Origin of the sequence: Gordonia heveisoli, assembly GCF_030315745.1 — a bacterium.
Classification (GTDB): domain Bacteria; phylum Actinomycetota; class Actinomycetes; order Mycobacteriales; family Mycobacteriaceae; genus Gordonia.
In genome coordinates this window covers 194388-208804 of sequence record NZ_JASXSH010000006.1, presented here as the reverse complement: position 1 = coordinate 208804, position 14417 = coordinate 194388, and the positions used below count along the sequence as shown (strand labels likewise).

Genomic DNA, 14417 nt, shown 5'->3' with positions numbered 1-14417 from the left:
CTCAGTCGTCGAATCGGACGGATTGCACGATGCGGGTCAGTGCCGCCCAATCAGGTGAACGCTGCGATGCGGTGGTCGCGCTCATCTGCAGCAGGTAGGCGACGTTACCGCGCTGATAGGCGACGTAACGGGTGACGGTGTACAGCCAGCCGTGGTCGCGATCGCGGTAACACCCTGATTGCAGGGCGGCGCCCTCGGTTCGCTCACTCACCGGCGCCCGATCCGCCCGCTGCTCCATCCAGTCGGGAAGAGCACGGGCGGAAGCGAATACGTCGTCGAAGAGCCCATTGACCTCCACGGTCGCATCGACGACGAATCGGGTCATCGCGACGAAGACGTTGTCGTGGAAGGTGCCGGTCGGCTCGTTGCGCACATACAGATCGAGGTAGCCCAGGTCAGCGCCGGACTCCTCACGCCGCCACTGGTTCCCGTCGATCTCGACGGTGACAGTCCCCGGAATCGTGCGCCGATCGACGACCCTGGCCTGCGCAACGGCCATCCGGTCCAGTCGCCGGTAAATCGTGTCGATCTCGGTCAATCGAACCATCCTCCGATCGTCTTCCCGACGCTTCCGCCGATCACTCCGCCGGCGAGGCCACCTATGAGCGCACCTGCCGCCACCCCGACCGGACCACCGAATGCACCTGCCATGGCACCGTACTCGGCACCGGCGACCATACCCGCGACGGCACCCGTTCCACTGCCGACGGCCTCCGGGACGCTCTCGGTTCCGGCCCGGACCTGATCGACACCGTCGTAGACCTCGTAGCCGACCGCCAGCGGCAATGCCGCCTTCCCGGCGATCTTGAGTGCGGTGCGGCCCAGGCCGGCACCGGCGTCACCGAGATCGGCCGGTGACAGGCTCGGCCCGGCTCTCGCCCTGATCTCCTCCGGGTCGGGTAGTACCGGCCGTTCGGGATCGACGCCGAGCCCGGCATTGACACTGCCCCGACTCGTCGACGACGAGCGCACGACATCTTCGATTGCCTGTTCCCTGGTGAGACCCTTGCGATTCATCTTGTCCTGGATGAGCTCGTCGAAGGTCTTGTTGGGGTCGGTGCGGTAGAGACCCTCGGCCGCTGCGCGGTCGGACATCAGTTCGCGCGCCTGCGTACGCAACTCGTTACGCAACTCGCAGCCGATGCGGGCCCGCTCCTCCATCGACAGGTCACTGTTCGCGAGCGACTGGTTGAACAGCTTGAGACGCCGTTCGCCCTCCAGGTAATAGTTGCGGGCTTCGACATCGGTCAACGAAGCCGGCGGATACTCCGGCATCCCCAAGGTGCCGAGGCCGTAGACCTCCTCGAGCCCGGGTATGAATCCGGTGATCGGAATCCGATCGATCGGGATCTCGCCGTCGGCACCCTCGATCGCCGCAGCCAGTTCATCGTCGGCGGCCTCGGCATTCTCCAGGATCTGGTTGACCCGAAGTTGCAGGGCGATCCGCTGACCTTCGCGCTTCTGGCTGTCCTCGACGGTCATCACGGTCTGCAGGATCGACCGGACCGTCCCGTCGTCGTCGATCGCGAACTTCTTGGCTGTCGCATCCGCGCGGACTTGCGCGAGCGCAGCCTTGATCGCCTGGATTTTGGCGGCGGCGGCCCGCGCTGCGGTGCCGATCCGTTCCGCCAATGCGCCGTGTGCGTCGAGATCGACCCGGGTTCGGCCCAGTGATCGTCTGGCCGCTGCGGCCGAGTCCCCATCCCAGGTTTCGAAGGTGTTGAGATTCTTCAGGTTTGCCGATTGATCCGCGCAGTGATTGCTCTGATCCACGCACACGTGGAAAACCGCCTCGATGTCGGCGACGTTCCAGCGATCGATGTCATCGAGTCCGATCACAGATCGCGCTGATCTGTGCTGGGGTCACCGTGGTGGCCCAGCGGGCGGTCGTATGCCTCGAAGCGATTCGCGCAGGTATGAAAGCTCGTCGAATGGTCATCGAGCCGATCGCAGACGCCCTGGGCCGATTGACGCATGGACGCCAGGCGCTCGCTCAACGCTCTGGCCGACCGACCCGACCAACCCGCCGATGCCGCCTCGATCTGCGCATGGCCGCCGGCGAAGGTCTCGGTGGCGTCGACCATCCACGTGTTGAGTTGATGTCCGCCGTACCTGAGCTCCCCCAGGTCGACTTTCAGGTGATCTCCCATCGCCTCCCCCATCGCCTCCCCCTTCGTCGGATACCAGTGGCTGACGATAGGTCAATGAGGCAGCGGCACAACACTCTTGCCGGATTAGTCGGCTTCGGAGGGCGCCATTCGTCCGGTTTGCCCGGCTCTGCGGTCGATCAACCGGTAGACCGCACCGACATACGGCGACGGCGATGGTTTCACGGGAAACCATCGCCGTCGCGCGGAGCCTCAGTGGACGAAGGCCGTCTCCGCATTCGGGTCGGCCTGCGGCGCGCGCAGCGGGTAGATGAGCGCGACGATGATGCCGCCGACGATGAAGATCCCGGATGCCCATGCGAAGGCGGCGTGGTAGCTCGCGAGTTCGGCACCCTGCTTCAGCGCCTGGAGTGTCGCCTCACTCGGCGGGCCGGTCAGCGGGTTGTCGGTGACGTAGCCGGTCGCCGCGGTGCCGGCGATACTCGACAACACCGAGACTCCGATCGAGCCACCAACCTGCTGTGCGGTGTTCACGGTGGCCGACGCGACACCCGCATCCTCTGCGTCGACGCCGTAGGTCGAGTACGCCATCGCGGTCGCGAAGACGGCACCGAGACCGAGGCCGCCGAGGATGAGGCTCGGCAGGATGCCGGTGACATAGGAGGTGTGCTCGTCGACGCGCATCAGCAGCAGGATGCCGATACCGGAGACGATCATTCCGCCACCGACGAGGAACCGGGGACCCACGCGCTGCACGGCATTGCCGAGCAGGGCGGCCGACGACGCCAGTGCGGCGACCATCGGCAGGAAGGCGACGCCGGTGACGACCGGGCTGTAGCCGAGCGTGGACTGTAGGTAGTAGGTCAGGAACAGGAACAGGCTGAACATGCCGACCGCGGCCACACCCATCACCAGATAGGACGCCCCGCGGATGCGGCTGGTCACCACACGCATCGGTAGCAGCGGATGCGCGACGCGGGTCTCGGCGAAGACGAAGGCCGCGAGCAGTGCCACGCCGACGCCGATGAAGGTCAGCGTCCAGGTGTCCGACCAGCCGTTGGTCTCCGAGTTCGCCAGGCCGTACACCAGGGCGAAGAGTCCGGCCGTGACGAGCGCGGTACCAGGCAGATCCAGCTTCGTGTGGCTGTCGGGCTTGCGGCTGGGGATGAGCTTGGCAGCTCCGACCAGGGCGACGGCGGCGAAGACCACGTTGACGTACAGGCACCAGTTCCAGCTGACGTATTCGGTCAGCACACCGCCCAGGAGCAGACCGGTGGCACCGCCCGCGCCGGAGATGGCGCCGTAGATGCCGAACGCCCGCGCGCGCTCGGCGCTACCGGCGAAGGTGACCGTGAGCAGCGACAGTGCGGCCGGCGCCAGCAGCGCACCGAAGACGCCCTGCAGGGCACGAGCGGCGATCAGCACCTCGAAGGTCGGGCTCCATCCGCCCAGCGCGGATGCGAGCGCGAAACCGGTGAGCCCGATCATGAAGCACTGCTTGCGGCCGAGGATGTCGTTGAGCCGTCCGCCCAGCAGCAAGAGGCCGCCGAAGGTCAGCGAGTAGGCCGTGACCACCCACTGCCTCAGTTCGTCGCTGAACCCGAGGTCGTCCTGGGCCGCGGGCAGGGCGATGTTCACGATCGTCGCGTCGAGCACGACCATCAGCTGTGCCAACGCCAGCACGACGAGGATCCACCATCGTCTGGCGTGGTGTTTGTCCTCGACCTCTGCGGTCGCGGCGTCGGGCCGGATGTCGGACGTGGTCATCGGAACTCCTCGGTGGGCGGTGTCGGTCGGGTCGTCACATACAAACGGAATGCTAGCTTCCGTTTAACTCTCGCTATAGTAGCAACCGGAATACCTAATTCCGCAAAGGACTGTGATGCAGGAAACACTCAAGACGGGCCGCGGTCTGCGCTCGGACGCCGCCCGCAACATCGAACGGATCACCGCCGCTGCGATGGCGGCCTTCGCCGAATGTGGTATCGAAGTCGCCATCTCCGACGTCGCCGAACGCGCAGGCGTCGGCGTGGGGACGGTGTACCGCCACTTCGGCGACAAGGACGGGCTGATCAAGGCACTCTTCGACGCCAAGGTGGTGGAGGTGACCGAGATGATCGAGACCGCACTGGACCGGGACACCCCCGAAGACGCCTTCATGAACGTCTGTATGGCCGCGGCCGAACTCTTCGCCGAGAACCGGGGGCTTCGGCAGCTGCTACTCGACGGGAGTGCCCCGACCACCGAGTACAGCCTGGCCGCCATCGACCGGCTCATCCCGGCGGTAGACGCCATCGTCGCCAACGCCCAGGCGGTCGGGTGGCTGCGAGAGTCCTTCTCCTCCAGTGATTTTCCAATGATGATGCTGGCCCTCGGCGCCGTCCGCGATGTCGGCGGGCGGGGCGCGCACCCGGAGATCTGGCGTCGGATCCTGCTGCTGATGATCGACGGTGTGCGACCGGATTCACGGGAGCCGTCCGATCTCCCCGTACCGCCTCCACTCACCTCCGACCAGACCACCGCACTGCTCGCGACCCAGGAGTGACCCGGCACGGCCACTGAGCCAGACCGCCCCGGACATCACGGGAATCGGCGTCGAATCGCGGTGATCAGCTGATCCGGATCGTCCTCGGGCACATAGTGGCCGGCCTGACCGACCTCGATGACCTCCAGGTCGGTGAACGCCTCGCGTAGCCGCGGCAGGCACATGCTCGGTGGAAAAACCTTGTCGCGCATCCCCCATACGGCGACGGCGGGCTTGTCGGCGAGTTGTCGTCGGACGTCGACGTCGAGCTGTGCGAGCAATGGTCGCGCCGCCCTGATCTCTCGTGGCATGACCACCAGGGCGCGCCGCGCCTGCGGCGTCGGCTGCACCGACCGGTAGTGATTCGCCTCTGCCTCGGTGAGATCCGGGCCGGCCGGACCCAACAGGAATTTCTCGACGAGGAAGTTGCCGTCCAGAATGCGGCGGCGCATCAATCGACTGCCCATGACCGCACTGAACGCCCGGTTCGGCCAGCGGTCGATGGGCCAGAAGGCTGTGTTGGACAGCACGATTCCGCGGATACGCGCAGCGCGCCGAACACCGACGCCGAGTCCGATCGGCCCGCCCCAGTCCTGTCCGACGATCACCACATTGTGCAGGCCCAGCGCATCGACGAACTCGCCCAGGACTGCGGTCTGCTCTGCCACCGTGTAGCCGAAGCCATCGGGGCGCGCCGACAGTCCGAAACCCGGATAGTCCACCGCGATGCACCGATAGTGATCACGGAGACCGGTGATCACGGTGCGATACAGGTAACTCCAGGTCGGAGCACCGTGACAGAACAACAAGCAGGGCCCCGAACCCTCGTCGAGGTAGTGCATCTGGCCGACCGACGAATCGAACCAGCGCGATGTGAACGGGTAGGTGGCCTGTTCGGGGATGAAGTCGATCATTTGCGGTCCTCTACATCTGTAGATTTGAGATGCCCACGACTCTACACCTGTAGTATCGGCTGGTGTCCACACCTGCAGAGGAGTCCGGCAGTCGGCGAGAGGTCATCGCCGAGAACGCCATCCGGCTGATCGCCCGGGATGGCGTGCGCTCGTTGACCCATCGCGCGGTCGATCGTGAGGCGCAGATCCCCGCCGGCTCGACCTCCTATTACGCCAAGACCCGTCGCGCACTCATCGAGCTCATCGTCGAACGCCTGGCAGCGCGATCCAGCGCCGATGCACAAGCCCTGGCGCAGATGCTGGGTGCCGCGACGGCCACACGACAGATATTCGGCGTCGGCGAGCTGTCCGGTCTGGTGGCGCAGCTGATCGAACGACTCAGCGCGCGCACCGAGGACATGCGGGCGCGGTACGCATTGCTCCTCGAACTCGACGACGAGCCTGCCTTGCGGGCAAAACTCACCGATCGCTCGCAAGTCCACAACCTCGCGAAGCAGGTCTCCGCGGAGGGTCTGTCCGGGGCCGGACTGCCGGTCTCCGACGCCCGTGTCGACGAACTCATCGCACTCGCCGACGCCCTGGTCTTCCAGCGCGTCGTGGTCGACGCCTCAACTCCGGTGGAAGCCATCCTCACCGCGTACCTCACCGGGATCGTCGACGTCGACTGATCCAACGCAGACGCGCCACTTCAACGACGAAGCGCCACTTGGAACCAGCGATTGCTGGTCGAAGTGGCGCTTGTGCGGGTGGTTCTTGGTGGTGGAGCCTAGGAGATTCGAACTCCTGACATCCGCCTTGCAAAGGCGGCGCTCTACCAACTGAGCTAAGGCCCCGTATCGAACCGAAATGGTCGACATGGGTGCGAATTCTGATGCTGACGCATCTGTCGCAGTGGGCCTAGGAGGACTTGAACCTCCGACCTCTTCGTTATCAGCGAAGCGCTCTAACCGCCTGAGCTATAGGCCCTTGAACCGAGAGGTGACATTACCCGACGACCCACCGAACTAACAAAACGGCTGGTCAGTCGAGGTCTGCGAGAGTCACCTCGGCACCACCGACGAGGTCGGCACAGATGTTGTAAATGTAGGAACCGATGGTCGCCAGCGCGGTGACGAGCACAGCGTTGATGGCACCGATGAGAGTGGCGATCCCGAAGACGGTCCCGCCGCTGATGATGTCCCCATCGGTCGACGAACCGTCCGCGGTCACCAGGGTGCCGAAGGAGTTGTTGACCTGCTCCCACACACCCATTCCGTCGAGCACGAGGTACAGGACGGCAATCGCGATCATCCACACGATGAAGCCGATCACCGACAGCACCGCGGCGATCTTGAAGGTCGCCCACGGGTCGATCCGGCGCACCTGCACGGACGCGCGCAACGGTCGGCCCGACGCGCGCACCTGAGTGGGCGCCGACCGGGCGGCGGTCGCCTTTTCCTCTGCGATCCGCTTGGCTTCGGCGGTGTGGTGGATCTCATCGAGATCGGGCAGTTGTTCGCTCGGCAGCCGATCGCGGTCGATATTGCTGGTCGGCGATTCGATGAACGGCTTCGGTTCCTCACGCGTCGCAGTCGCGGTCTGACCTCGCGGCGGGTTCTCCAGATTCGTCACCGGAGCCTGCCCACCGGGCTCGGCGGGCGCGCTGGTCACGATCCCCCGCGGCGGCGGGCCGGACTGCCGATTCCCCGGCACGGAATCCCGTGCCGGGGTCTCGATCCGCGTCGTCTTCGGTGACTCCTCGGCCGGCCCACGCTGCCACGGCGGGACCAGACCACCGACCGGCGTACCCGTCCCCAGCGTCGCACTGCCGGATCCGTTCACCGGTCCACCGCTGGACTTGGGGTTGTGGTCCTTGTCCGGCTCGTTAGGTGTGGTCAATGGAGTTCCCTCGCTCGGCGGTCGCTTTCGCTGCTCGCCGTCTCATCGGCAGCACGTCTCCCCCAGCCTAACCGTTGCGCACTTCACAATCGGCTCGACATGGCAGGAGAACCTGTCGCTCAGCTCTCGGCGTCGTCGGGTTCGTCGGCATTGCGTGCGATGGCGATGACGGTCGTGCCCTCATCGATATTCATCAGACGCACACCCTTGGTCTGCCGGCCCGCCTTACGTACCTGCTTGGCAGCGGTACGGATGACGCCGCCACCGGAGGTGATCGCGTACAGCTCGGTGTCATCATCGACGATCAGTGCACCGATCAGCTCACCGCGACGACGATCGTGGGCGATCGTCAGCACGCCCTTGCCGCCACGGCCCTGCACCGGGTAATCGTCCATCGCGGTGCGCTTGGCATAGCCACCCGACGTCGCGACCAACAGATACGTGCCGTCGACGACGACGTTGAGGCTGAGCAGCGTGTCGTCGGCGTTGAACCGCATACCCTGCACACCCGAGGTCTGCCTGCCCATCGGGCGCAGCGCCTCGTCGTCGGCATGGAACCGGATCGACTGGCCCTTCTGCGACACCAGCAGCAGATCGTCGTCGGCGCTGCACAACTGCGCCCCGACCAGCTCATCCTCACCGCGCAGGTTGATCGCCGCGATACCGCCGGAACGGTTGGAGTCGAAGTCCTCCAGACGCGACTTCTTCACCAGACCATTGCGAGTGGCCAGCACCAGATACGGCGCGTCCTGGTAGCTCTTGAGCTGAATGACCTGCGCGATCCGCTCCTCCGGCTGGAAGGCCAGCAGATTCGCGACGTGCTGGCCGCGCGCGGTGCGGTTGGCTTCAGGCAGCTCGTAGGCCTTGGCGCGGTAGACACGACCCTTGGTGGTGAAGAACAGGATCCAGTCGTGGGTCGAGCACACGAAGAAGTGCGCGACGATGTCGTCCTGCTTGAGTCCGGCCCCCTGCACCCCCTTACCGCCCCGACGCTGGCTGCGATACAGGTCGGTCTTGGTCCGCTTGGCGTAGCCGGTCTCGGTGATCGTGACGACGACGTCCTCGCGGGCGATCAGATCCTCGTCGGTGACGTCGCCATCGGCCGCGATGATCTTGGTGCGACGTTCGTCGCCGTACTTCTCGACGACCTCCTTGAGTTCGTCACGCACGATGGCGCGCTGCCGCTCCGGCTTCTCCAGGATGTCCTTCAGATCGGCGATGATCCGCTCGATCTCGTCCAACTCGTCGACGATCTTCTGACGTTCCAACGCCGACAGACGACGCAACTGCATCGCCAGGATGGCGTCCGCCTGGATCTCGTCGATGTCGAGCAGGTCCATCAACCCGGTGCGCGCGGCCTCGGTGTTGGCCGAGGCACGGATCAGCGCGATGACCTCGTCGAGGGCGTCGAGCGCCTTGACCAGACCGCGCAGGATGTGCGCGCGCTCCTCGGCCTTGCGCAACCGGTAGCGGGTACGGCGGACGATGACGTCGATCTGGTGGGCGACGTAATAGCGGATCATCTGGTCCAGGCGCAGCGTGCGCGGCACACCGTCGACGATGGACAGCATGTTGGCGCCGAAGCTGGTCTGCAGCTGGCTGTGCTTGTACAGGTTGTTCAGCACGACCTTGGCCACCGCGTCACGACGCAGCGTGACCACGATGCGCATACCGACACGGTCGGAGGACTGATCCTCAATTCGGCTGATGCCCTTGAGTTTTCCTTCGTTCACCTGCTCGGCGATCGACTGGATCAGGTTGTCCGGGTTGACCTGATAGGGCAACTCGGTGACCACCAGGGTGGTGGTGCCCTTGTTCTCCTCGATGTCGACGACACTGCGCATCCGGATGCTGCCGCGGCCGGTGGTGTACGCATCCCGGATTCCCTGGCTCCCGACAATCAGTCCGGCCGTGGGGAAATCGGGGCCCTTCACGTACTCCATACACGCGTTGAGGGTGGTCTCGTCGTCGGCCTCGGGATTCTCCAGAGCCCAGAACACCGCGTCGGCAACCTCGTTGAGGTTGTGCGGCGGGATGTTGGTGGCCATACCGACGGCGATACCGCCCGAACCGTTGATCAGCAGGTTCGGGATACGCGCAGGCAGCACCGTCGGTTCACTGGTCTTGCCGTCGTAGTTGGGGATGAAATCGACTGTCTCCTCGTCGATGTCACGCAACATCTCCATGGCCAGCGGTGTAAGCCGGGCTTCGGTGTAACGCATGGCGGCGGCGCCGTCGTTACCGCGGGAGCCGAAGTTGCCCTGCCCGTCGATGAGCGGGTAGCGCATCGACCACGGCTGCGCCAGACGCACCAGGGCGTCGTAGATCGCGGTGTCGCCGTGCGGGTGGTAGTTGCCCATCGTCTCGGCAACAGGCTTGGCGGACTTCACATATGAGCGGTCGGGGCGGAAACCTGCGTCGTAGGACGCGTACAGCAGACGACGGTGCACCGGCTTGAGACCGTCGCGCACCTCGGGCAGCGCACGGCCCACGATGACGCTCATCGCGTAGTCGATGTAACTCTTCTGCATCTCCTGGCCGAGATCGACCGGTTCGATGCGATCGCCTTCACCGCCGGCGGGCGGGAGCGTGGTGTCAGTCATGAGTTTCTTTCTCGCAGAGACCCGGTCGGCGGCGCCTGCCCGGGTTCAGACATACGGCAGGATCAGACATACGGCGGGGATCAGACATACGGCGGGGATCAGACGTCTAGGAAGCGAACATCTTTCGCGTTCCGGGCGATGAAGCTGCGGCGGGCCGCGACATCCTCACCCATCAGCACGGAGAAGAGTTCGTCCGCGGCGGCGGCGTCGTCGAGGGTGACCTGACGGAGCACACGAACCTCGGGATCCATGGTGGTCTCCCACAGCTCCTTGGCGTTCATCTCGCCGAGACCCTTGTAGCGCTGGATGCCGTCGTCGGTGTTGATCTTCCAGCCCTTGTCCTTGCCTGCCTCGAGCAGTCCGTCGCGCTCGCGGTCGGAGTAGGCGAATTCGGGTTCCCGCTTCTGCCACTTGAGCTTGTACAGCGGCGGCTGCGCCAGGTAGACGTGACCGTGCTCGATCAGCGGACGCATGAAGCGGAACAGGAGGGTGAGCAGCAGGGTCGAGATGTGCTGACCGTCGACATCGGCGTCGGCCATCAACACGATCTTGTGATACCGCAGCTTGGCGATGTCGAACTCATCGTGGATACCGGTACCGAAAGCCGTGATGATCGACTGGACCTCGGCGTTCTTGAGCACGCGGTCGATACGCGCCTTCTCGACGTTGATGATCTTTCCGCGCAACGGCAGGATCGCCTGATACATCGAGTCACGACCCGACTTCGCCGAACCACCCGCGGAGTCACCCTCCACGATGTAGACCTCGCACTTGGTCGGGTCGTTGCTGCGGCAATCGGCGAGCTTGCCGGGCAGACCGCCGATGTCGGTGGCGGTCTTGCGGCGTACCAGCTCACGCGCCTTGCGAGCGGCCATCCGCGCCTGTGCCGAGTCGACGGCCTTCTTCACGATCATCTTCGCCTCGGCCGGATTGGCCTCGAACCAGTGACCGAGGTGTTCGTTGCAGGTCTTCTGCACGAAGCTCTTGATCTCGGTGTTGCCCAGCTTGGTCTTGGTCTGACCCTCGAACTGTGGGTCGCCGACCTTCGCGGAGATGACCGCCGCGAGGCCCTCGCGAATATCGTCGCCGGTGAGCTTGCCGTCCTTCTCCTTGAGGAGCTTCTTGTCCAGCGCGTATTTGTTGACCGTGCTGGTCAACGCGGCGCGGAAGCCTTCCTCATGGGTGCCGCCCTCGTGGGTGTTGATGGTGTTGGCGAAGGTGTGCACCGATTCGGCGTAGCCGCTGTTCCACTGCATCGCGATCTCGACCTCGTGGCCGACACCCTTGGCACTGAAACCGATCACCGAGTTGTGAATCGCCTGTTTGGTCCGGTTGAGGTGCTTGATGTAGTCGACCAGACCGTCGGGGTAGTGATAGGTGCGCGTCTTCGGCTTGGACGCCTCGGTCTTCTTCTGTTCTTCGGTCTTGACCGCCTCGGCGGCCTCGGTCGGGCTCTCCTCGGTGGACTCGCCGTCGCTGTCGCCGGGCGGGGTCTCCGCGCGGGGGCGTTCGTCGGTGAGGGTGATGGTCAGACCCTTGTTCAGGAAGGCCATCTCCTGCAGACGCCGGGCGACGGTCTCGGCGCTGAACACGGTGGTCTCGAAGATCTCCGGGTCCGGCCAGAAGCGGACGGTGGTACCCGTCTTGCGGGTCGCATCGCCCTGGGCGAGCGGGCCGGGCTTCGCGTGATCGTAAGTCTGCTCCCAGTGGTAGCCGCCGTAGTTGATCTCGAGCTCGACCTTGGTGGAGAGCGCGTTCACCACGGAGATGCCGACGCCGTGCAGACCACCGGACACCGCGTAGGCATCCGAGTCGAACTTGCCACCGGCGTGCAGCTGGGTCATGACGACCTCGACCGTCGGGCTGCCGCTGGCGTGCATGTCAGTGGGGATACCGCGACCGTCGTCGACGACCTCGACGCCACCGTCGGCCAGGAGTTTGACCCCGACCTTCGACGCGTGACCGGCCATCGCTTCGTCGACCGAGTTGTCGACGACCTCCCAGATCAGGTGGTGCAGGCCGCGCTCGCCGGTGGAACCGATGTACATACCGGGCCGCTTGCGGACGGCTTCCAGACCTTCGAGGATGCTGATCGAATCGGCGCTGTACTCGCCGGACTTCTTCGGCGCACGAGCCTTGGATCCGCTGTCATTGGTGTCAGCCACGAGGTGCGTCCACTCCTGTTCTGCTTGAGACGGCACCGCAAGCGCAGGTACCGTCGACATGTCGGCACGAGCGGCCGCACCCACGTCCACACGCGCGCACGTCTACCGTGCGCGCGAACCGATTTCGGCGCCGCGACGACGGTGACGGTCACGGTGGGTGACGGTGGTGATTCCACCCCTGTCGGGACAACTCCACACAGTGTACTGCCTGACTCAACCAGAGACCGGCATCCAGGGCCGCTAACGCGCTCCCAGATCGATTTTTTCGCTTCTAACCCGGTCCGAATGTGGTCTGGGGATAAATCCGCCGTCAGCGGCGCGATTGACTGGCTTTCGTCGGAGGACTCTGGTAGGCGCCCCGTCGCGGTGATCAGCCGTAGGTGTCGCGCGGACCGCGACCGGAGATGTGACGGTCGCCCTTACGCCACGACGGCGCCTTCGGTCCGGTGATGCGCAGCGAGGTGACCATTCCGTCGCCCACCGCCGCGGCGATCTTCGCGAGGATCTGCGATTGCACATACCGCAGCTGGGTAGCCCACGCGGTCGACTCGGCCTGCACATGTAAAACGTTGTCACGCAACGTCACCGGCTGTGCGTGGGCGGCGATGTCGGCGCCGACGATCTGAGCCCACTGCCCGAACAGGGTGCCCTCACCGATCTTCGGCGACCACCCACGGTCCTTCGCGATACCACTGACCAGGCGTCCGAACGGCTGCGGATCGCGGACGTCAGGTCCCGAACCCGACCAGGTCCGCCGTTTGCGCGCGCCACTGGACGTACGCCGGACCGGCGACGCGCGACCGTGTCCGACGGATTTGCCGGACGCTCGAGCCGCCGCCCGCGCCTCCTCGAGGGCGCGACGTGCACGTTCATACCCGCCGAGCTGTTCAGGAGCACCGTCACCGGCACTGGTGGGGTCGGCCATCAGGGGGTTCCTTCCGCGTCGACCTCGGACGTCGGGACCTCAGGCACAGGCGACACGGACACGGGTGACACAGGGACAGACGACACGGGCACGGCCTCATTGTGCGCCGCACTCCCGACAATCACCGACCGACGACCATCGGCGTCGTCGATGACGTCGACGCCCACCCGGCGGCCGCCGATCTCGGCCGGAATTTCCTCGGCGACCGCCGCGGTGATCAGCAGTTGCTCGGTGTCGGCGGTGAAGGCAGCCAGCATCCGGCGTCGTGCCGCGTCCAGTTCGGCGAAGACATCATCGAGCATGATGACCGGCTCGATGCCCTCCGCCCGCGTCAACGCCACCGACCCCAATCGGAGCGCTAACGCCAATGACCATGATTCCCCATGGCTGGCAAAGCCTTTCGCGGTATCGGACCCCAAGACGATGTCCAGGTCGTCACGATGTGGACCAACCAGACTCATACCGCGCTCGATCTCACGGTCACGCAACTGCGCCAATCGCTCGAGCAGAACGGTGCCGATCTCGGCCGGTGTCGTCGCCGCGCCGGGTCCGATCACATCGGTGCCTGCGGCCGCCTTGTAATGCAAGGTGACCGGCCGCGAATGCGGCGCGATCGAGGCGTAGGAGTCGACGAAATGCGGTGTCAGCTCGGCGAGTATCCGCAGGCGGGCGGCGGTGACCTGCCCGCCGAGGTCGGCGAGCTGCTGATCCCACACATCCAGCGTGCTGATCACCGAGGCCGCCTGATCCCCGCCGCGCCGTAATGCGGCGGCGGCGGTCTTGAGGAGCGCCGAACGCTGCCGCAGGACGCGGTCGTAATCGCTGCGCGCCGCGACCAGCAGTGGTCCGCGCTGCGCGACGAGCTCGTCGAGGAAACGCCGCCTCTCCCCCGGCTCCCCCCGCACCAGCGCCAGATCTTCGGGGGCGAACAGGACCGTACGCAGAATGCCCAGGATCTCGCGCGCCCGACGGGGTGGTCCGCCGTTGATCGACGCCTTGTTGGCACCTTCGGCATTCACCCGCAGCTGCGCGGTCAATTCCCGGCCGGAGTTCTCCACCGTGGCGGTGACCAGCGCCGATGTCGCACCGGAATGGACCAGCGGCGCGTCGGCCGACACCCGGTGCGAACGCAAGGTCGCCAGATAGTAGAGCGCCTCGAGGATGTTGGTCTTGCCGAACCCGTTACGCCCGGTGAAGATCGTCGGCCCGGTGGTCAGCTCGAGGTCGGCCGACCGCCACGACCGGAAGTCGGACAGGTGCAGTTCTCGAACGAACACCGCGCCACGTCGTCAATCGCCTC

Annotated in this window: 12 protein-coding genes and 2 tRNA genes; 2 read left to right on the top strand and 12 right to left on the bottom strand. The window is 65.4% G+C overall.

The annotated features are described in order from the left end of the window. Window position 1: 1 nt before the first annotated feature. The 4 genes from QSJ18_RS07760 to QSJ18_RS07745 form a co-directional block, all read right to left on the bottom strand. Window positions 2-547, bottom strand: a complete 546-nt coding sequence (locus QSJ18_RS07760; RefSeq protein WP_286325761.1) for a hypothetical protein — start codon at window positions 545-547, stop codon at window positions 2-4. Beyond that, a complete protein-coding gene (locus QSJ18_RS07755; protein WP_286325760.1) occupies window positions 535-1839 on the bottom strand; it encodes a phage head morphogenesis protein in 1305 nt (434 codons plus the stop codon). The genes QSJ18_RS07760 and QSJ18_RS07755 overlap by 13 nt, the downstream gene beginning before the upstream one ends. Next, window positions 1836-2150 (bottom strand): WXG100 family type VII secretion target, encoded by a 315-nt coding sequence (locus tag QSJ18_RS07750; protein ID WP_286325759.1) that lies wholly within the window; start codon window positions 2148-2150, stop codon window positions 1836-1838. Before QSJ18_RS07750 ends, QSJ18_RS07755 begins: the two co-directional genes overlap by 4 nt. A 210-nt stretch (window positions 2151-2360) precedes the next feature. Further along, entirely contained in the window at window positions 2361-3875 is a 1515-nt protein-coding gene (locus QSJ18_RS07745) for an MFS transporter (RefSeq protein WP_286325758.1), read from the bottom strand. Between the two features lie 115 nt (window positions 3876-3990). On the opposite strand from QSJ18_RS07745, the gene QSJ18_RS07740 reads away from it, so the two are divergent. Beyond that, window positions 3991-4653: a TetR/AcrR family transcriptional regulator gene (locus QSJ18_RS07740; RefSeq protein WP_286325757.1), complete on the top strand. Its 663-nt coding sequence runs from the start codon at window positions 3991-3993 to the stop codon at window positions 4651-4653. A gap of 35 nt (window positions 4654-4688) precedes the next feature. Here QSJ18_RS07740 and QSJ18_RS07735 read toward each other — a convergent pair whose 3' ends face one another. After that, window positions 4689-5546 (bottom strand): alpha/beta fold hydrolase, encoded by an 858-nt coding sequence (locus tag QSJ18_RS07735; RefSeq protein ID WP_286325756.1) that lies wholly within the window; start codon window positions 5544-5546, stop codon window positions 4689-4691. A gap of 62 nt (window positions 5547-5608) precedes the next feature. Between QSJ18_RS07735 and QSJ18_RS07730 the strand changes: the two genes are divergently transcribed. Continuing rightward, on the top strand, window positions 5609-6214 hold the full coding sequence (locus QSJ18_RS07730) for a TetR/AcrR family transcriptional regulator (RefSeq protein ID WP_286325755.1): 606 nt from the start codon (window positions 5609-5611) through the stop codon (window positions 6212-6214). 89 nt (window positions 6215-6303) lie between these two features. Here QSJ18_RS07730 and QSJ18_RS07725 read toward each other — a convergent pair. The 7 genes from QSJ18_RS07725 to recF all read right to left on the bottom strand — a co-directional run bounded on the left by QSJ18_RS07725 (window position 6304) and on the right by recF (window position 14394). Continuing rightward, a tRNA-Ala gene (locus tag QSJ18_RS07725) sits at window positions 6304-6379 on the bottom strand. Between the two features lie 59 nt (window positions 6380-6438). Continuing rightward, window positions 6439-6512: transfer RNA gene (locus QSJ18_RS07720), tRNA-Ile, on the bottom strand. Between the two features lie 54 nt (window positions 6513-6566). Then, on the bottom strand, window positions 6567-7424 hold the full coding sequence (locus tag QSJ18_RS07715; protein WP_286325754.1) for a DUF3566 domain-containing protein: 858 nt from the start codon (window positions 7422-7424) through the stop codon (window positions 6567-6569). A 119-nt stretch (window positions 7425-7543) separates the two neighbouring features. After that, complete coding sequence (gyrA, locus tag QSJ18_RS07710; protein WP_286325753.1) at window positions 7544-10027, bottom strand: DNA gyrase subunit A; 2484 nt, start codon at window positions 10025-10027, stop codon at window positions 7544-7546. A 98-nt stretch (window positions 10028-10125) separates the two neighbouring features. Continuing rightward, window positions 10126-12192: a DNA topoisomerase (ATP-hydrolyzing) subunit B gene (gene gyrB, locus QSJ18_RS07705; RefSeq protein WP_286325752.1), complete on the bottom strand. Its 2067-nt coding sequence runs from the start codon at window positions 12190-12192 to the stop codon at window positions 10126-10128. Between the two features lie 370 nt (window positions 12193-12562). After that, a complete protein-coding gene (locus QSJ18_RS07700) occupies window positions 12563-13117 on the bottom strand; it encodes a DUF721 family protein (RefSeq protein WP_286325750.1) in 555 nt (184 codons plus the stop codon). Beyond that, a complete protein-coding gene (gene recF, locus QSJ18_RS07695; protein WP_286325749.1) occupies window positions 13117-14394 on the bottom strand; it encodes a DNA replication/repair protein RecF in 1278 nt (425 codons plus the stop codon). The genes QSJ18_RS07700 and recF overlap by 1 nt, the downstream gene beginning before the upstream one ends. Window positions 14395-14417 lie beyond the last annotated feature (23 nt).

Excerpts from the sequence above, each read along its gene's own strand:
- QSJ18_RS07760 (WP_286325761.1), bottom strand. The coding sequence starts at position 547 with ATGGTTCGATTGACCGAGATCGACACGATTTACCGGCGACTGGACCGG.
- QSJ18_RS07750 (WP_286325759.1), bottom strand. The coding sequence starts at position 2,150 with ATGGGAGATCACCTGAAAGTCGACCTGGGGGAGCTCAGGTACGGCGGA.
- QSJ18_RS07745 (WP_286325758.1), bottom strand. The coding sequence starts at position 3,875 with ATGACCACGTCCGACATCCGGCCCGACGCCGCGACCGCAGAGGTCGAG.
- QSJ18_RS07740 (WP_286325757.1), top strand. The coding sequence starts at position 3,991 with ATGCAGGAAACACTCAAGACGGGCCGCGGTCTGCGCTCGGACGCCGCC.
- QSJ18_RS07735 (WP_286325756.1), bottom strand. The coding sequence starts at position 5,546 with ATGATCGACTTCATCCCCGAACAGGCCACCTACCCGTTCACATCGCGC.
- gyrA (WP_286325753.1), bottom strand. The coding sequence starts at position 10,027 with ATGACTGACACCACGCTCCCGCCCGCCGGCGGTGAAGGCGATCGCATC.
- QSJ18_RS07700 (WP_286325750.1), bottom strand. The coding sequence starts at position 13,117 with ATGGCCGACCCCACCAGTGCCGGTGACGGTGCTCCTGAACAGCTCGGC.